14 protein-coding genes and 1 tRNA gene are annotated in these 18,175 nt (G+C 68.8%); 7 read left to right on the top strand and 8 right to left on the bottom strand.

All coding sequences use genetic code 11. The annotated features are described in order from the left end of the window. Nucleotides 1-4: 4 nt before the first annotated feature. From rarD to C8E99_RS15890, 5 genes are read right to left on the bottom strand one after another with little or no spacing between them, the layout of a single operon-like run. Entirely contained in the window at nt 5-946 is a 942-nt protein-coding gene (rarD, locus tag C8E99_RS08810) for an EamA family transporter RarD (RefSeq protein ID WP_115931980.1), read from the bottom strand. Next, nucleotides 943-5,106: a type VII secretion protein EccCa gene (gene eccCa / locus C8E99_RS08805; protein WP_115931979.1), complete on the bottom strand. Its 4,164-nt coding sequence runs from the start codon at nt 5,104-5,106 to the stop codon at nt 943-945. Before eccCa ends, rarD begins: the two co-directional genes overlap by 4 nt. Then, nucleotides 5,103-6,224 carry a CpaE/TadZ family protein gene (locus C8E99_RS08800; RefSeq protein WP_115931978.1) on the bottom strand — a complete coding sequence of 374 codons (1,122 nt, stop codon included), beginning with the start codon at nt 6,222-6,224 and terminating at the stop codon, nt 5,103-5,105. The genes eccCa and C8E99_RS08800 overlap by 4 nt, the downstream gene beginning before the upstream one ends. After that, nucleotides 6,224-7,576, bottom strand: coding sequence for a type VII secretion integral membrane protein EccD (eccD, locus tag C8E99_RS08795; protein WP_170144568.1), 1,353 nt, complete (start codon nt 7,574-7,576; stop codon nt 6,224-6,226). The genes C8E99_RS08800 and eccD overlap by 1 nt, the downstream gene beginning before the upstream one ends. A gap of 1 nt (nt 7,577) precedes the next feature. Further along, the gene (locus C8E99_RS15890; protein ID WP_170144567.1) at nt 7,578-8,006 is read right to left on the bottom strand and encodes a hypothetical protein; all 429 of its coding nucleotides are present in this window, start codon (nt 8,004-8,006) and stop codon (nt 7,578-7,580) included. Between the two features lie 281 nt (nt 8,007-8,287). Here C8E99_RS15890 and C8E99_RS08790 point away from each other — a divergent pair, with 281 nt between their 5' ends. The 5 genes from C8E99_RS08790 to htpX all read left to right on the top strand — a co-directional run bounded on the left by C8E99_RS08790 (nt 8,288) and on the right by htpX (nt 13,021). After that, a complete protein-coding gene (locus tag C8E99_RS08790) occupies nt 8,288-8,623 on the top strand; it encodes a cytochrome c oxidase subunit Vb family protein (protein WP_115931976.1) in 336 nt (111 codons plus the stop codon). Nucleotides 8,624-8,703: 80 nt separating this feature from the next. Then, nucleotides 8,704-9,009 carry a hypothetical protein gene (locus tag C8E99_RS08785; RefSeq protein ID WP_115931975.1) on the top strand — a complete coding sequence of 102 codons (306 nt, stop codon included), beginning with the start codon at nt 8,704-8,706 and terminating at the stop codon, nt 9,007-9,009. A 298-nt stretch (nt 9,010-9,307) separates the two neighbouring features. After that, nucleotides 9,308-10,705: an FAD-dependent oxidoreductase gene (locus C8E99_RS08780; protein WP_115931974.1), complete on the top strand. Its 1,398-nt coding sequence runs from the start codon at nt 9,308-9,310 to the stop codon at nt 10,703-10,705. Continuing rightward, nucleotides 10,705-12,015: an MFS transporter gene (locus C8E99_RS08775; protein WP_115931973.1), complete on the top strand. Its 1,311-nt coding sequence runs from the start codon at nt 10,705-10,707 to the stop codon at nt 12,013-12,015. Before C8E99_RS08780 ends, C8E99_RS08775 begins: the two co-directional genes overlap by 1 nt. Nucleotides 12,016-12,151: 136 nt before the next feature. Then, nucleotides 12,152-13,021, top strand: a complete 870-nt coding sequence (gene htpX, locus C8E99_RS08770; RefSeq protein WP_115931972.1) for a zinc metalloprotease HtpX — start codon at nt 12,152-12,154, stop codon at nt 13,019-13,021. 56 nt (nt 13,022-13,077) lie between these two features. Here htpX and C8E99_RS08765 read toward each other — a convergent pair whose 3' ends face one another. Further along, nucleotides 13,078-13,566, bottom strand: a complete 489-nt coding sequence (locus C8E99_RS08765; protein WP_115931971.1) for a hypothetical protein — start codon at nt 13,564-13,566, stop codon at nt 13,078-13,080. A 28-nt stretch (nt 13,567-13,594) separates the two neighbouring features. After that, on the bottom strand, nt 13,595-14,083 hold the full coding sequence (locus C8E99_RS08760; RefSeq protein WP_115931970.1) for a YajQ family cyclic di-GMP-binding protein: 489 nt from the start codon (nt 14,081-14,083) through the stop codon (nt 13,595-13,597). A 251-nt stretch (nt 14,084-14,334) separates the two neighbouring features. Between C8E99_RS08760 and C8E99_RS08755 the strand changes: the two genes are divergently transcribed. After that, nucleotides 14,335-14,416, top strand: a tRNA-Tyr gene (locus tag C8E99_RS08755). 80 nt (nt 14,417-14,496) lie between these two features. Here C8E99_RS08755 and C8E99_RS08750 read toward each other — a convergent pair. Beyond that, nucleotides 14,497-15,429: an NADP-dependent oxidoreductase gene (locus C8E99_RS08750; protein WP_115931969.1), complete on the bottom strand. Its 933-nt coding sequence runs from the start codon at nt 15,427-15,429 to the stop codon at nt 14,497-14,499. A gap of 450 nt (nt 15,430-15,879) precedes the next feature. On the opposite strand from C8E99_RS08750, the gene C8E99_RS08745 reads away from it, so the two are divergent. Further along, nucleotides 15,880-18,150, top strand: coding sequence for a tannase/feruloyl esterase family alpha/beta hydrolase (locus C8E99_RS08745; RefSeq protein ID WP_115931968.1), 2,271 nt, complete (start codon nt 15,880-15,882; stop codon nt 18,148-18,150). Nucleotides 18,151-18,175 lie beyond the last annotated feature (25 nt).

Genomic DNA, 18,175 nt, shown 5'->3' with positions numbered 1-18,175 from the left:
CGCCCTACGAGCCGCGGCGCAGCCGGGGATTCCGCCGGGCCGCCCACAGCGAGTCCACCATGAGCACCACCAGGGCACACCAGATGAGGATGAAGCCGACCCACCGGCCGGTGCTCATGGCTTCCTGGAACAGCAGTAGGCCGATGAGGAACTGGATCAGCGGGTTGATGTACTGCAGCAGCCCGAGCAGGGACAGCGACAACCGGCTGGCACCCGCCCCGAAGAGGATCAGCGGGACGGCCGTCACCACACCGGACAGGGCCAGGATCCAGAAGTGACCGGCCCCGTGGGAGAACATGGTCATCTGGTCCGAGGCCGCCAACCACCACATCCCGGCCAGGCTCACCGGCATCAGCAGGATCGTCTCGGCCCCCAGGGAGGCGACCGGGCTGACCGCGGTGGACAGCCGGCTCTTGACCACGCCGTAGCCACCGAAGGTGAGGGCCAACAGGATCGCCAGCCACGGGAATGCCCCGTGCCCGATCACCATGACCAGCACGGCCGTGACGGACAGGCCGACGGCCACCCACTGGGCCCGCCGGAGCCGCTCCCCGAACAGGACCACCCCGGCCAGCACGGAGACCAGCGGGTTGATGAAGTACCCCAGGGCCGCCTCGAGGGTCTGGCCGGAGAGCACGGCGTAGGTGTAGATCGCCCAGTTGCCGGTGATGAGCACGGAGGCCAGGGCGGTGCCGCCCAAGCGCCGTCGGCTGCCCAGCTGCCGGCCGACGTCGCGCCATCGCCGCAGGGCGAAGAGCAGCACGGCGCAGGTGACGAGCGTGAAGGCGATCCGGGCGAAGACCACCTCGAGAGCGGAGGCCGGCGCCGTGGCCGCCATGTAGAGCGGCAGCCCGCCCCAGAACGTGTATGCGCCGGCACCGTAGGCGAGGCCGGCCGGCGTGACGGGGCGCGGGGCGCGGCCGGCGGCGGGAGCGGAGGCGGTCACTCCGGCAGGTCGCCGAAGAACGTCTGCACCGTCATCACCGGTTTGCCCGTCATCAGTAGTTGACCGCGGCCGGGGGGCATCTTGCGGGCCTTGATCCCGTTGATGAGGTTGCCCTCGCGGCGGTCGCCGGACATGATCAGCGCCGAGGTCCCGTTGTCCCGCAGGGTCGAGAAGAACGTCTCATACATGCCGCGGGAGGCGCCCCGCACACGGCGGGTCAGCACGAAGTTGATCCGCAGTTCCGCGGCCATCGGGATGAAGGGTACGAAGGCGCCGAGTGGGGACTGCCCGCCGCCCACCGTCAGCACGTCGTAGTCGTCGATCAGGGCCACGATCCGCGTCTGGCGCTGGACCGTGGTCTGGTCCTCGTCCGGGTCCTGGCGCTTGCGCAGCTCATTGATCACGGCGCCCGCCAGATTCTTGGCGACCTCGGCGTTCGTGGCGTAGCCGCCCAGGTAGTCGTCGGGCACGAGGTCCCCGAGCCCGCGGCGGGGATCGATGACCACGAACATCAACTCGTTGTCCCGGTGGTTCGCGGTGAAGCGGTTGACCACCTGACGCAGGACGTTGGACTTGCCAGATTCCTCGTCCCCCATGACGATCAGGTTCCGGTCCTGGCGTTCCAGGTCGAGGTACTCCACGCCGAGGTCCAGCTCGCGCAGGCCCAGCGGGAACAGGCCCTTCTGCTCCGGGGACGTCACCGCGGTGGCCTCCACCACCGAGGGCAGGACGCGGACCTTCATGGCGGCGCCGGTGGAGAAGCGGCCCACCTGCTCCACGAGGTCCTTCAGCCCGTCCGTGGCGGACTCCCGCTCGGCCTGGCCGTCGATCCGCGGCAGGGCCAGGTGCCCCTGGAGCTTGAGTGGCATCAGGCCGCGGCCGGGGGCCTCCGGGTTCACGTTGGCGGCCAGCTTGCGGTCGATCTGGGAGTCGCCGGCCTCGGACAGCGCCAACTCGATGCGATGCGTGAAGTAGGACTGATGGGTGGCCCGGATCTCGTTGTTGCGGTTCACCGCAGAGATGATGTGGATGCCGTAGCCCCCGCCGCGGGTCATGACCTGGACCACCTTGGGCAGCAGGTCCTCGAACTCCTCCTGGAACTGGCCGTGGCCGTCCACCACCAGGAAGATGTCCGCGCTGGGCAGTTCGGGCAGCTTTCCCTCGGCATGCATCCGCCGCATGGTCGGCAGGGAGTCGATGGCGTGTTTCTCGAAGACCCGTTCGCGGTGCGAGAGCATCCCGAGGATCTCGTCCACGGTGCGTGAGACGACCTCTCCGTTGGTGCGGACAGCCACCCCGCCCACATGCGGCAGGCCCTGCAGCGGCAGCAGGCCGGAGCCCAGCAGGTCGACGCAGTAGATGCCGACCTGCTGTGGCGAATGGGTCAGGGCCAGGGACGTCACGATGGTCCGCAGGGCGGTGGACTTGCCGGACTGGGGACCACCGTGGACGATCATGTTGCCCGAGCCGGAGGTGAAGTCGATCTCCCAGAGCCCCTGCCACTGGCGGGCCGGATCGTCCAACAGGCCGATGGGCACCGTGAGGTTTCCACCGGCAGGCAGGCGCAGGCCCAGTTCCGTGTTCTTCGGCTCGCCGACCACCTGGTCCAGGGTGGTCTCCACGGGCAGCGGGGGCAGCCAGATCGGCTGCACGGACGGCGGGTAGGTCCGTAGCGTGTCCATCATGGTGGACATCACGGTGGGACCGGTGGAGCGGCGTGCCGGGGAGTCCTTCTTCGGGGCCGGGGCTGCCGGATCGCCCGGTGCGCCGCCGGCCTGCTGCTCCGCGAGGACCAGAGCGTAGTCCGTGGCCTCCAGCACCGGCGGGATCTCGTCCCCCAGGTCCTCCTGCTCTTCCTCTTCGAAGACCTCGTCCGCCAGCGGGCCGGAGACGTAGCCGGACTTGAAACGGGAGTACACGGTGGTGTCCACCTTGAGGTAACCGTAGCCGGGCAGTGGCGGCAGGTGGAAGGCATCGGGGGTGTCCAGCACGGTGCGGGACTCGGACTCGGACAGCGTGCGCAGGCCGATGCGGTAGGACAGGTAGGTCTCGAGGCCGCGCAGCTTGCCGGACTCCACCCGCTGGGAGCTCAGCAGCAGGTGTACGCCGATCGAGCGGCCGATGCGTCCGATGGACAGGAACAGGTCGATGAAGTCCGGGCGGGCGGTGAGCAACTCGCCGAACTCGTCGATGATGATGACCAGGTGCGGCAGCGGGGGCAGCGGTTCGCCGCCCGGAGTTCCCTGCTTGCCCTGCCCCTGGGACAGTTGTTCGTCCCGGTGGATCTGGTAGTCGGTGATGTTGGCGATGTTGCCGGCGGCCTTCAGGACCTCCTGCCGACGCAGGATCTCGCCGTTGAGCGAGGCGTACACGCGTTCGACCAGGGTCAGGTCGTCGGAGAGGTTCGTGATGATGCCAGTGACGTGCGGTGCGCCCTCGAAGGGGGCAAAGGTCGCGCCGCCCTTGAAGTCGACCAGCACCATCGCCAGCGAGTCCGGTGAGTGGGTGGCCAGCAGGCCGAAGACCAGGGACCGGAGCATCTCCGACTTCCCGGAGCCAGTGGCTCCCACGCAGAGACCGTGCGGTCCCATGCCGAGCTGGGCGGCCTCCTTGAGGTCCAGCAGCACCGGCTTGCCCTTGTCATCCGGTCCCAGCGGCACCCGCAGGAAGTCGGCCTGGGAGCGGGGTCGCCAATTGCGCTCGACGTCGGCCCGGTCCAGCACCGGGGACAGGTGCAGCATCTCCAGGAAAGAGGAGGAGGACGCCGCCTCGGCACCGGTGTGCTCCAGGGAGTCCAGGGCCAATCGCAACGGTGCCAGCTCGGACACGAGTCCCTCGGCGGTGCTGGCGTCCATGGGGTCCAGTTCGCCCTCGGTCCGGACCGGGTTCCCCTGGTCCTTGGTGCGGTCCTCGAGCAGGAAGTGGGGACGGGTAGCCGCCTCCTCCGCCTCTGCGGTCCCTGCGGCGTTGGTGGAGTATGTGGCCCCGGGCCGGCTGAGGCGCCGGCCGGAGGACCGGCCCGCGCCGCGGTCCGTCAGGGTGATCCGGTAATTCACCTCGGAGGGTTCGTGAAGCCGGTCCGCGCACAGGTGGAGGGCGGTGATGGCGCGCGCCGGCAGGCCGAAGTGGGAGTCCCCGAAGGCGAGGTCACCGGCGGTCTGCCCATAGCGGTCCACGATCACGATCAGACGGGGCAGCAGGGACGGACCCTTGGTCATCTCGTCCCCGTACTTGTTGTGCTCGCCGGCCACCTTGGACCGGTACTGCAGGTCCTCCTCCAGGAGTTCCAGCAGCGAGTCGTGGCCCGGGGCGATCAGCTTGACCGGTCCGGTGAAGTGCCGGTGTGAGTTGTCGTCCAAGTGAGGGAGCAGCTCCAGCCAGTCCCAGTCGGCGCGGTTGGCCTCGGGCGTGATCAGGGCGATGCGTACGTCCTCGGGGGACTGCAGTGCTGCGGCACCGGCCACCAGCGAGCGTACGAGTTGCAGCTCCAGGTCGCGGGGGCCGACGAGGGACACGTTGCCCGCGGAGTCCAGGGGCAGGTTCACCGGCATGTCGGGGGCGGTCTCGAAGCGGTCCTTGAGGCTCTCCGCCTCACGGAGCAGGAACTCGTCCTGCAGCGAGGTGGCGGTCTCGATCAGGGAGATGTCGATGTCCCGGGTGGGGCGCCGGCCAGAGCCGATGCGGATGCGCAGGAAGTCCTCGTGGTAACGGCGCCGCTCCCACACCCGCGCCGGGTCCCGGACGATGTCGAACAGGGCGGTGGCGGGCGGGGAGGAGGCCCGGGCCGCCAGCTGCGCCTGCTGCTCGTCATCCCGCAGCCTCACCCGGGTCCGCTCGAGATAGCGGGCGTAGGTGTCCCGCATGCTCTTGCGCTGGCGCCCGGCCTTGCCGCGCTGCGAGAACATCATGACGACGCCCACGATCAGGGACAGCGCCATGGCGATGGCCCCGACGGCCGCGAAGGGGCTCTGCCGGAAGGTCATCATGACCATCATGGAGCCACCGGCGGCGACCATCGGCAGCAGGCGGAGAAAACCGCCGGCCCCCTCGCCGTCCGACTGGGACGGGTCGATGGGCTGGGGACCCTCGATGCGGAAGGGCTGGTAGAGCCGGGCGGGCGCCGAGGTGCGGGCGGGACGGTGGATGACCTTCTGCGTCACCAGGCGACCCCCTGCCGGGCACGCGTGGAGCCTCCCGTGGACAGGCCTGCGGCGGTGCCCGTGATGCCCGTGGCGTTCGCGGCGGACAGGACCTGGGCAGCGAGCTCTGCGGCCGCCAGCCGGTTCTCCGGCAACAACAGCGGCAGGCTGATCCCCACCCCTCCGGCGACGTGGCGATCGTGCCGCAAGGCAACGGCGCCCACCCCGATCCGGGTCAGGGCGGCGGCCTGGGCGAGCGGGTCCAGGACCCCGTCCCGGTCCGTGCCGACGACGGCGGCCACCACGGGGATGGCCGAGAGGAAGGGGTCGGTGAGCCAGTGGCGCAGGTAGCCGGCGGCCTCGTCCACGCCGGCCGCCGTGGCGGGCACCGCGAAGATGGCCGCATGGGCGCGAGTCAGCATCGCGGCCGTGTCCGGGTTCTCGGTGCCGGTCGGGCAGTCGATGACGGTGACCGGGAAGTAGCGGGACAGGCCGGACAGCAACGTGGTCGCGGCGCTCTGCCCCAGAGGGCCACCGGCCACCCGCGGGCCGGTGTAGTAGAGGTCGTTCACACCGAGGGACATCAGCGAGGTGACGGCGTCGAAGGTGGTCGAGTCCATGGCGGCCAGTTCGGCGGCCAACCGGTCCGCGCCATGCGACGGGCGGTGACCGAGCCGCAGGCCGAGGGAGCCGAGTGCCGGGTCCAGGTCCAGTGCGGACACCGGCTCGGGACGCAGGGCGGCGAAGGTCGAGGCGGTCAGGGCCGCCACCGTGGTCTTGCCGGCGCCGCCGCGCAGCGACACCACAGCGATGCGCCGGCCGGTGGTGACGGGGGACTGGACCACCTTGGCCGAGGCGGCCAGCCGGTCGCCGGTCCGGTCATGGCCCCACAAGCCGCCCAGCGCGCGCCAGCCACGGGCCCACAGGGACAGCGCCGGGCGGCGCGAGTAGTCGCGCTGGACCCGGGACGCCACAGACTCGAAGCCGGTGCCCGGATCGTCCTGGGCCCGGGCCAGGCCTTGGCGCAGGTCGGAACGGCTGGACCACAGCGGATCTCCGCCGTCCGTGGGGCCCGCACCGGGTCGCGGCCGGGTCGGGGCGGGGCCGGCGTCGTGCCAGGGATCCAGGGGAGCGGACATCAGAAGGTCTCCAACAGGGTGGCGTAGATCCCGTAGTAGCCGATCAGCAACGGGATGGGGGCGAGCAGGGCGATGGCCTCGAGGGTGTCCCCGGCCTTGCGCATCCGGGCCTGAGAGTGGTCAGGCAGGTCAACGGACAGCCCGGCGCCGATCACGAGGGCCAGCACCAGCAACAGGGCCAGGAACACGCCCTGATAGTCGGGCTGGAATCCGATGGCCAGGCGGACCAGGGAAAGGACACCGAGGCCGGTAGCCAGGTACAGGGGGATGCGCTGGGCGGCCAGGGGGAAGGAACGGGTGCGCAGCCCGAGGGCCAGGACCAGGCTGGCGAGGAGGGGCAGGGAGAAGGGATAGGCCAGGGTGTCGCCGCCGACCAGCCACAGGGACAGCGCGGCCGAGGCAGCACAGATGACGGCGCTGGCGATGAGGCCGCCGTGGGCGGATTCGATGGCCCGGTCCACGTCCCGCCGCAGCACCGTGGAGCCATTGGCGTGTCGATCGTCCATGCCGGCCAGGCCTGAGACGCCGAGGGCGATCTTGGGCAGCATGCCCAGCACCAGCAGGGTGGCGATGCCGGGGATGGCGGCCGCACCGACCACCGGATCGGCGGTGCGGTCCCCGATGGCCCAATCGGCCAGCGGCGGCGAGACGGCCCAGACCGCCACGAGCACGCCGGTCACCGCGGCCGCGATGAACATGGACAGCGGCCGGTTGACGATGAATCCGAGGACCCCCAGCACGACGGCGGCCAGGACACCGACGGCGATGTACCCCCACGGAGCGGGGAGCCCCAGTCCGGTCAGGCCGGAGAGGGCGAACAGGGTGCCGGCCCCGGCGAGAGTGGCGGCGACGGCCTGCTGGCGGCCCGGCGAGGAGACCACGGCGGCGCCGATGAGTGCCACCGCGGCCAGGGCGAGGTTGATCCAGTCCTGGAGTTCCGGGGTGTAGGTCTCCAACAGGGACGTGATCGCGAACCACGCGCCGAGGGCGGCGAGCAGCCCGCAGCTGATGTACTTGTAGACCGGCGACCACCGACCGGGCACGGCCTCCGTGGCGTCCGAGACGGAATCGTTGAGATCGTAGACGATGGGCGCGGGCGGGGCCTCGGTGCGGGAGACGAGGCGGAGGCGCTCGCCGTCCAGGACCTCGGACTCGCTGAGGGTCTGACTCGGGGGAATCTCGTCACCGTCCGGCCGGACCAGCAGCTTGGTGCCCAGGGAGTCCTCCGGCTGATCGTTCAGCACGTCCAGGATCTGGGGCAGGAGGGTTCCGAGCGGAGTGTCCGAGGGCAGCAGGAGGTCCGCATTGCGCCGCTGGCCCACCAGGGTGACTCGCGTATAGGGGGTGGGCACGTCAGGACCTCCAAGGGGTCGGCGGCAGGGTGGCGGGGGCGATGGGTGTGGCCGGCGCAGCGAGTGTGGCGGGCGCCGCGGGGGGAGCGATGTCCGCGAGCACCGCGGTGTCGGACGGGGACACCACGGCAGGCGCGGGCACCGGGCGGCCCTCCGCACCCTGCGGCGGTGGATGTATCTGCTCGTTGCGCTGCTGTTGTTGCTGGTCCCGCTCCTCGCGTTCGGCCAGCCAGTTTCCGATGATGTTCACGATGAAGGAGATCCCCACGCAGAAGGCACAGGCCAGGGCGGCGAGGATCAGGCCGTAGACGAAGAAGTTGGTCCGGTCCTTCCACCGCCGCTCGGTGGGGTTCAGTCCGAACAGGAACGAGGCGCTCAGCCGCTCGCGCCGTACCTCGACCGACTCGATGAGCTGCGAGTCGAAATCCATGGCCACAGCCGGTGCCCCCTCCCCCCGGTCTGCACCGGGCTCGTCCTGGCCCGGCACACCCCCGGCGCCGTGACCTCCCTCATCATTCCAGCATTCCTTCAAGGGCGGAAACGGGACCGGCGGTCCGTGCATGGGGAGTTCTACCCATCGGATCCGGTTGACCGGACCTCACCGGGACAGAAAGATGGAGTCATCGGGCCAGCGGGTTGCGGAACGCAGCGGACGTCAGGCACGCAGACAGCGGACCACCGGTCCGAAGCAGAACCATCTAGGGGATAGACATGGCTACAGGTAGCGAACGGCTTGAACTGCAGGAAGGCGTCGATGCCTTCGACAAGGCGGCCAAGGACTCCGGCGATTCGGGCGAGCTCCTGATCGTGGAGCTGCAGAACCTCGAGGACGCCACCGTGTCCCTGGAGAGCAGCTTCCAGGGTGCCGGCGCCCAGGCATTCCGCAGCTTCATCAACCGGGTGAACGAGTGCCAGGGACAAGTGATCGAGGCGCTGTCCCTGATCAACGTGGGCCAGGGCGAGCTCTACAAGGCCTACAACATCCAGGAGCAGACCGAGCTGGACGACGCCCGGGCCAAGGAACAGGGCGCCGAACTGTCCTGGTGACGCCTCAGCGTCATCGTCGCAGTACCCATCGACACACTCCGCACTTCTCCGGGACACCCGGAACCCGAAAGGACTAGACCATGGTTATCAAGTACGACGCCGGCGAAGCCCAGGCCTACGAATACCAGGTGGGACAGATCGCCGACCGCATCGAGGGCATCATCGGTGACCGCGAGACGCAGAAGGCCTACATGGATGAGAACTTCAATTCCAGTTCCAACTCCGAGGACTACCAGGCGGTGGAGCAGAAGTGGCTTGATGCCTGCGAGCAGGTCAAGTTGCTCGTCAAGGACGCCCGCGCCCTGATGGAGATGAACGACATCACCGCCGCTGACGCGGCCAAGGCCGCCGGTGCCGCCATCGGCGGGGCCATGTACGGGGGCTGACCACAGCACCGTCACAGCCACTTCGTCTCAGCCACGTTACGGCCATGCCGCCGCAGGCGGCACGCGCGGGACCGGTCCAAGGGGACCGGTCCCTAGACGTTAAACGCGTGGTGTCCTCCTGGAAACGCATGTCCCGCGTAGACCCTCCGCGACGTGCAATGCATCACGGTGGTCGTGTGTATTTCGGTGGTCCCGGTAGAATGGGCCGGCGGTGGACCTTGACGGCCGCCGCCCGTGCCATCGCGATTGCCCTCTCGATGCCACATCGACTTCCGGACCCTGCTGATTGGACAACCCTGTGACCGCTGCCGCTGCCCGCCCCCTGCGCCTCGCCATCATCGGTGCCGGTCCGGCCGGCGTGTATACGGCGGACCTGTTGACCAAGGCCGAGCGGGACTTCGAGGTCAGCATCGACCTCTTCGACCGCTATCCGGCCCCGTACGGGCTGATCCGCTACGGGGTGGCCCCGGACCACCCGCGGATCAAGGGGATCGTCAAGGCCCTGCACAAGGTCATGGACCGCGGGGACATCCGCTTCCTCGGCGGCGTGGACTTCGGCACGGATCTCACCCTGGAAGACCTGCGCGAGCACTATGACGCCATCGTTTTCTCCACCGGTGCTGTCCGGGACGCAGACCTGTCCGTCCCCGGCGTGGACCTCGAGGGCTCCTTCGGTGGCGCCGACTTCGTATCCTGGTATGACGGCCATCCGGACCTGCCGCGCCAGTGGCCGTTGACCGCGAAGGAGGTCGCGGTGATCGGCAACGGCAACGTGGCCCTGGATGTGGCCCGCATGCTCTCCAAGCATGCCGACGACCTGCTGGTCACGGAGATCCCGGAGAACGTCTACAAGGGGCTCAAGGCCTCTCCGGTCACGGACGTGCACGTCTTCGGCCGCCGCGGCCCCGCCCAGGTGAAGTTCACCCCGCTGGAGCTGCGTGAGCTGGCGCACTCCAAGGACGTGGACATCGTGCTGTACCCGGAGGACTTCGAGTTCGATGAGGCCTCGGAGCAGTTGGCGGCCTCGAACAACCAGGTCAAGACCATGGTCGGCACCCTGACCAACTGGCTCGTCGAGGACCAGGACTCCGGCGCCTCGCGCCGCCTGCACCTGCACTTCCTGCAGCAGCCGGTGGAGATCCTCTCCGGCGAGGGGGACGAGGCCGGCCAGGTCGCCGGTCTGCGGATGGAACGCATGGAGCTGGACGGCACCGGCAACGTCAAGGGCACGGGCGAGTACATCGACTACCCGGTCCAGGCCGTGTACAGGGCCATCGGCTACCACGGTTCCCCCGTGCCCGGGCTCGGGTATGACGAACGCAAGGGTGTCATCCCCAACGACGCCGGCCGCATCCTGGACGCGAACGGCACCCCGGTGCCCGGCCTGTATGCCTCCGGCTGGATCAAGCGCGGCCCGGTGGGCCTGATCGGCCACACCAAGGGCGACGCCCTGGAGACCATCGGCTGCATGCTCGAGGACCAGCCAGACCTGTGGTCCGCGGCGAACCCGGAGGAGCAGGCGGTCATCGACCTGCTGGAATCGCGCGGCATCGAATACACCACCTGGGAGGGCTGGCTGAAGCTGGACGAGCACGAGCTCGGCCTCGGTGCCGCCGCCACCGGCTCCGGAACCGTGCAGCGTGAGCGCGTCAAGGTGGTTCCCCGTGAGGACATGACCCGCATCAGCCGCGGCTGATGGCGCGGCTGCTCGCAGACCTCACCCCTCTGCGGGTCAGCCCCGCCTACCGGCGGCTCTGGATCGGGAACTCGCTCTCGGCGGTCGGCACGCAACTGACTCTCGTCGCGGTCAGCCTCGAGGTCTTCCACCTCACCGGCTCGTCGCTGGCCGTCGGGATGCTGGGCGCGTTCGCCCTCGTGCCACTGGTGGTGGCCGGGCTCTATGGCGGGGCGGTGGCCGACCACGTGGACCGGCGCAAGCTCGCCCTGGCCTCCTCCTCCGTGCTGTGGCTGACCGCCGTCCTGATCGCGGCCCAGGCCTGGCTGGGGCTGGAGAGCGTGTGGGTGCTGTACGTGTTGGTGGCCGTCCATTCCGGGGCCTCCGGCATCAACCAGCCCACCCGCGGGGCCATCATCCCCGCCCTCGTGGGCCTCAAACTGCTGCCGGCCGCGAACGCCCTGAACATGATGACGTTCTCCGTGGCCATGATGGTCGGGCCGCTGTTCGCCGGCGTCCTGGTGGCCCAGGTGGGCTACGCCTGGACGTACTCCGTGGATGTGGTGACCTTTCTGGCCGCCCTCTATGCGGTCTGGCGCTTGCCCTCCCTGCCACCGCAGCGGCAGGACGGTGCTGACTCTGCTACATCTGCCGGGACCCGGCGCCGCGTCGGCTGGGGCTCCGTGGTGGAGGGGTTCCGCTTCCTGGGATCCCGCCCCAACCTGCGGATGACCTTCATCGCGGACATCGTCGCGATGGCCACCGCCTTCCCGCGGGCACTGCTGCCCGCGATCGGAGCGGTGGTGCTGGGCGGCGGCGAGGCCGCCGTCGGGATCCTGCTGGCGGCCATGGCCCTCGGTTCCTTCCTCACGGGGCTGTTCTCCGGGCCGCTGACCCGCATCGTCCGGCACGGGGCGGCGGTGTACTGGGCCATCGTCGCCTGGGGACTGTCCGTGGCCGGATTCGGCGTGGTCGTCTACCTGGCCGCCCGGGCCGGGGCCGCCGGCGGCGAGCCCCAGCACTACCTGTGGGCGGCCGCGGCCTGCCTGGCGCTGGCGGGCTGCGCCGACTCCGTCTCCTCGGTCTTCCGCAACACCATCCTGCAGTCGGCCACCCCGGACCATCTGCGGGGACGACTGCAGGGCGTGTTCATCGTGGTGGTGGCCGGTGGACCGCGGGTGGGGGAGATGCTGACCGGGGGTGCTGCCGAACTGCTGGCCGAACCGGTGACGCTCATGGTCGGCGGCGTGCTGTGCGTCATCGGGGTCAGCGCCCTGATGCGCTGGCAGCCCGGCTTCCTGAAGTACGACTCCCGCCATCCTGTTCCCTGAGTACTTGCCTCCCTGAGTACTTGGCCTCCCTGTGCACCTGCCGTCCGGAATGTCCGGCCGGTGACGTACGTTGTACTCACAGACGTCCCCTTGACCGTCCCTGAGTTTCCTGCGCCCCTGAAAGGACCGCCACCGGATGCACCGGCATTACAACGGACTGAAGACCACCCTGCTGATCGCCGGACTGTTCGCCGTGCTGCTGGCCATCGGCGGTGTCATCGCTGCCGGCACGGGAAGCTCCACGTGGATCTGGATCTTTGCACTCATCGGACTGGCGTCCACGGCCTACAGCTACTGGAACAGTGACAAGATCGCGATCCGTTCCATGCGCGCCTATCCCGTCACCGAGCAGGAGCAGCCGGAGATGTACCGGATCGTCCGCGAGCTCTCCGAGGCGGCCCAGCAGCCGATGCCGCGGCTCTATGTGGCGCCCACAACCTCACCCAACGCGTTCGCCACGGGCCGCAATCCGCAGAATGCCGCCGTGTGCTGTACCGAGGGGATCCTGCAGATGCTCAATGCGCGCGAGCTGCGCGGGGTACTGGGACATGAGCTGATGCACGTCTACAACCGGGACATCCTGACGTCCTCCGTGGCCGCCGCCGTGGCTGGGGTCATCACCTCGGTGGCCCAGTTCATGCTGTTTTTCGGGGCCGGCCGGGACAACCGCGGCGCGAACCCCCTGGCGATGATCGCGCTGGCCCTCCTGGCCCCGCTCGCAGCCTCGCTCATCCAGATGTCCATCTCCCGGACCCGGGAGTATGACGCGGACGAGGATGGTGCCCGGCTCACCGGAGATCCGCTCGCCCTGGCCTCGGCCCTCTACAAACTGCAGAACGGCATCCAGGCCGCGCCGCTGCCGTCCGAGCAGCGGCTGCAGAACACCGCACACTTGATGATCGCCAACCCGTTCCGGAACGTGAAGAAGATGTTCTCCACGCACCCACCCATGAACGAGCGGGTCAAGCGCCTCGAGGGCATGGCCCGGGAGCTGGGCCAGGCCTGACGCGGCGGCCCAGCTGACGCGGTGGCTCAGCTGACCCGCCGGGCCACCGGCCAGCGTCAGGACGTGGGCAGCAGCCCGCCGGCGCGCTCCCAGGCGCGAGTCAGGTGGTCCTTGACCGGAGCGGACAGCACCTCATCGGCCGTCTTCTCGGCCTGACGGATCGAACCGCCGGCCGCCTGCCGCGCCTCCTCGGCGATGGCCCGCTGCTGGCGGTGCCAGTCGCGGTCCTCGAAGCGCGGCTCGGGGGCGATCGCGGCCAGTTGCGCCGCGATCCGGTTCTGGTTTCGCTCCACCGCCCGCAACCGCTCTGGTTCCAGGACCTGGTCGATGAAGCCTCCGTGCACCACGAGGCCGATGCCTCCGTCGAGGCCGTGGCGGAGGGCCACGGCCAGGACCGTCTCTGCGGGGATGCCCGCGGGACCGGGGTCCTGCGACACCCAGGCCTGCTGGGACAGTGGCCGGCCACGGCGGGCGTCCACGAGCACATCGCCGAGGGTTGCCTGCAGCGTGCTGACGAAGCCGTCGGGGGTGATCAGGTAGAGCATGGTGTCCTCGGTCGGTCGAACGGGCTTCTCAGCGGAAGTTGATGAACTGCAGGTCGGCGTCCTCGAAGTCCTTGAGCATGGCGATGGTCGCCTGCAGGTCGTCGCGGGACTTGGAGGAGACGCGGAGCTCGTCGCCCTGGATGGTGGCCTTGATCGATTTCGGGCCCTCATCGCGGATCAGCTTGGTGATCTTCTTGGCGGTGGGCTGATCGATGCCCTCCTTGATGGTCGCCTCCATGCGGTACTCCTTGCCCGAGGCGTAGGGCTCGCCGGCCTCGAGGGACTTCAGGGAGATGCCGCGCTTGACCAGCTTGGACTGGAAGACGTCCAGGACGGCCTTGACGCGCTCCTCGGAGGCGGCCTTCATCAGGATGGACTCGCCGCTGAAATCGACCTCCGCGCCCACGCCCTTGAAGTCATAGCGCTGGGCTATCTCCTTCTGGGCCTGGTTCAGGGCGTTGCTGATCTCCTGCTTGTCGACCTTGCTGACCACATCAAACGTCGAATCGCTGGCCATGGCTCCTCTTCACTGTTGTGTCCGCCGCGATGAGAGGGCGGTGGACTCGGGTGGGACATTCCTCGCGGACAGCCTACCGGTGGGCTCCGGTGCGGTGGCATACCGGACCGATGCCCGGGCGTGAGTGGGGAGAAGGCAGGGCAGAAGACCGGGGGAAGTCACCGATTCGAAATCCTGGCCCGGCTCCGGTAAAGTGAGGTGTCGCCGACCGAACGGAATGGTTCAGACCAGATCCGCGCGGGAGGGGCCCCGGCAGATTACCCGAGCGGCCAAAGGGGGCTGACTGTAAATCAGCTGGCATTGCCTTCACTGGTTCGAATCCAGTATCTGCCACACCGCGGAAAACCGCGGGAGTCACCAGACTCCCGCGGTTTTTTCGTTTCCGAATGCTCTGCCCTTTCCCGGATGGGCTCTCAGAAGGTCAGCACCAGGCGTCCACGGACGCCGCCGGCCTCCAGCCGTCGGTGGGCCTCCGGGGCCTGTTCCTTCGGCAGGGACGCGGCCACCCGCAGGTTCACCAGGCCGTTCTCCGCCTGTTGCCTGAGCGTGTCCAGCTTCTGCTGTTCCCGGGCGTAGTCCGCGACCAGGATCGGCTGGAACCTGACACCGCGTTCGCCCGGCTCGTCGTAGCCGCGGATGGTGATCACGGTGCCGCCGTCCCGGACGGCGGGGGCAACTGCGGCGTGCAGCATCGCTCCGTCGATGGCGCCGTCCACGCCGTCGGGGAACCGCTCACGGACTCGGTCGGCGAATCCTTCGCCGCGGGGAAGCACGACGTCGGCCCCGAGGCCGGCGACCAGCTCCTGGTCCTTCGCGGCGGCATCGGCGACGACGGTCAGCCCGTCAGCCTTCGCCAACTGGACCGCGTATCCGCCCAGCGCGCCCGCCGCCCCGGTGACGGCGATGACGCTGCCGGACGGCAGGCCGAGGGTGTCCAAGGCCAACCGTGCGGTGAGCCCATTCATGGGCAGGGTGCTGGCCTCCAGGTGGGTGGTGTCTCGTGGTGCGGCGGCCACGGACTCGGCAGGCACGACCACCTGTTCCGCGTAGGCACCGTGGGTGCCGCGCGGCACGACGATCGCCATGACTGCGTCACCCACGCGGAGCGGGGTTTCGGTGCCGGGTCCGATCTCCTCCAGTATCCCGGCGACGTCCATTCCGGGGACCAGCGGTCGAGGCTGCCGGGACAGGTTCCGTTGTCCGGATCGGAGCAGGGTGTCCGTCGGATTGACGGCGGCCGCATGGACGCGGATCCGTACCTCTCCCTCCGCAACGGCAGGTTGGGGCAGGTCGATGACCTGCAGGGCGTCCGGTGTTCCTGGTTCATGGATTCCAATAGCTCGCATAACCCGCGCAACCGGCCAACCCTGAGGATTATTCCGTTTCCGTGTGACTCACGCCGCCAAAGGCAGGTGCATCAGGTCCCAGATGGTGCACTAGGCGTGATCCGGGGCGCCCATGACCGACTCGTCATAGGCCCAGGCCCAGGCCCAGGCCGGGGCGCCGTTCGAATCGGGAGGGGCAACCGGCTGGGTGGCTCGGCGCCCGGAAGGATCATTGACGGAACCGACCATTGTCTTTGACAACTGGATGTTCATAGGATGTGTCCACCACTCCCACTGTGGCCTACATCACAACTCGTCGAGGTGTTGGCCAGCGGGTGATATCACCTTCGTGAAAGGACATCACCATGGAACGCCCCGATAGTCGTGCCTCGGAACGACCCGCCCCAGACCGACCAGCCCCGAACCGACTTTCCTCCGATCACCGGCTGAGCCGGCGGGGGAGGTGCTGAGATGAGCAGCGTTGCCCTCCGCCGTGCCGTCGTCGCCGGTGCCGCCACCGTCGGGCTCCTCCTGAGTTCGTCTGGCGCGGCCCTGGCCAGCACGTCCGCCCCCGCCGCCTCCGCCGCCTCCGCCCTCTCCGCCACGCCTGCTGCAACCGTGGGCAGTGGCCCGTCCACAGACGCCCCGGACTGTGCGGCGCTGGCCGGATTCGAATTCGAGTCCACCACCATCATCGGCGCCGAGGTGGTACCCGCCGGCACCCTCAGCAACCGGGGTGAGGACATCGGCGAGCACTGCCTCGTCACAGGTCAGATGAATGAGCGGACCAGTCCCGTTGACGGCGAGGAGTATGCCATCGGCTTCGAGATGCGTCTGCCGAAGGACTGGAGCGGCCAGTACCTCTACCAGGCCAACGGGGGAATGGACGGCTCTGTCAGCACCGCGGTGGGCCAGGTAGGCGGCGGTGAGAGTGGACTCCAGATGGGCATGGCGGTCATCAGTTCTGACGCCGGCCACACCGGCAGTCAGAACCCCACCTTCGGTCTGGACCCACAGGCCCGGTTGGACTTTGGTTACCAGGCGGTGGGCACCCTGACCCCGATGGCGAAGGCCCTCGTGGAGGAGGCCTACGGCAGCGCGCCGGAGTACTCCTACCTGACGGGCGGGTCCAACGGCGGCCGGCACACCATGGTGGGCGCCTCCCGGTACGCCGACGAGTACGACGGCTTCCTCGCACTGGCGCCAGGATTCAACCTCCCGCAGGCGGCGGTGGCCCAGCTGTGGGGCGCGCAGCAGTGGAACACCGTGGCCACCAGCGATGACCTGAACTCGGCGCTGACCCCGCCGGAGCGGGTGCTGCTGGCGGACGCCATCCTGGCCCAGTGCGACGAGCTCGACGGCCTGGCCGACGGTCTCGTGCAGGACCAGGCCGGTTGCGGCAAGGTCTTCTCCGTGGCCGACCACGTCCCCACGTGTGAGGCCGACCGGGACGGGACGTGCCTGAGTGAGGAGCAGAAGTCCGTGGTGACGACCGTGTTCGCCGGCGCGACCGCCAGCGACGGCACCGCCCTCTACAGTTCGTTCCCCTATGATCCGGGTCTTGTCGATCCAGGCTGGGGCTTCTGGAAGTTCAACGCGTCCATCGCGCTGGACCCCATGGCCGTCGGCTACATTTTCTCGACGTTGCCCTACGCCCCGGCGCTGAACTCCCTGCGGGATTTCGTGCTGGACTTGGACATCGACGAGGCCAACGCGTCGATCTACGCGACTGAGGGGATCTACACCGAGAGCGCCATGGAGTTCATGACTCCGCCGGACCTGGAGTTTAACGATCTGAAGGCCTCCGGCGGCAAGATGATGGTCATCCACGGCGCCTCGGATGGGGTGTTCTCCTCGGATGACACCTCCGCCTGGTACCGGGATCTCAACGAGACCCATGGCGGTGACGCCTCCGACTTCGTCCAGTACTACGAAGTGCCGGGCATGGGACATGTGTCCGGCGGCCCGGCCACGGATCAGCATGATGCGCTCGCGGCCCTCGCCAGCTGGGTGGAGGACGGCGACCAGCCAGAGAGGCTGGAAGCCTGGGTCAACCCGGCCAACGATCAGGTTCCGGAGGACTGGTCGAGTGAGCGCTCCCGCCCGCTGTGCGTCTACCCCGCCGTGGCCACCTACACGGGTGGGGACGCCGAGTCCGCCGCCAGCTTCGACTGCGTGGAGGACACGAGCCCCGAGGTGCCGGACTTCTCGGACAACCTCCCGGGCTCGCCCTACTACGCCCCGGTGCAGTGGATGGCCCGGACCGGATTGTCTCTGGGATACGCCGATGGGACGTTCCGCAAGAGTCAGGCTGTCACCCGGGCGGAGACCGCAGCCTTCCTCTATCGGTACATGGGGCCTGATGCCGAAGCACCGGAGGAGTCCCCGTTCTCCGATGTCTCCGAGAGCTCCGGACATTTCACCGCGATCGCCTGGGCTGCGACCGAGGACATCACCCGGGGGTACGCGGACGGGACCTTCCGTCCGGCCAATTCCGTGACCCGCGGGGAGTTCGCCACGTTGCTGTATCGGCTCGAGGCACCAGAACACCAGGCCCCAGCTACCTCCCCGTTCAAGGACCTGTCCGTGGGCGGCTCGAACTACGAGGCGATCACCTGGCTGGCTTCCGAGGGCATCTCCCTGGGGGACACGGATGGGAGCTACAACCAGACCGCGCCGGTGAGCCGTGGGCACATCTCGGCGTTCTTGCAACGCTATGACGCCTTCGTCAACGGTGACTGAGTAGTCCTTGCCGTCCGTCTCGTTC

Source organism: Citricoccus muralis (assembly GCF_003386075.1).
GTDB classification, from domain to species: Bacteria; Actinomycetota; Actinomycetes; order Actinomycetales; family Micrococcaceae; genus Citricoccus; species Citricoccus muralis.
This window is presented reverse-complemented; position numbering and strand designations above follow the sequence as displayed.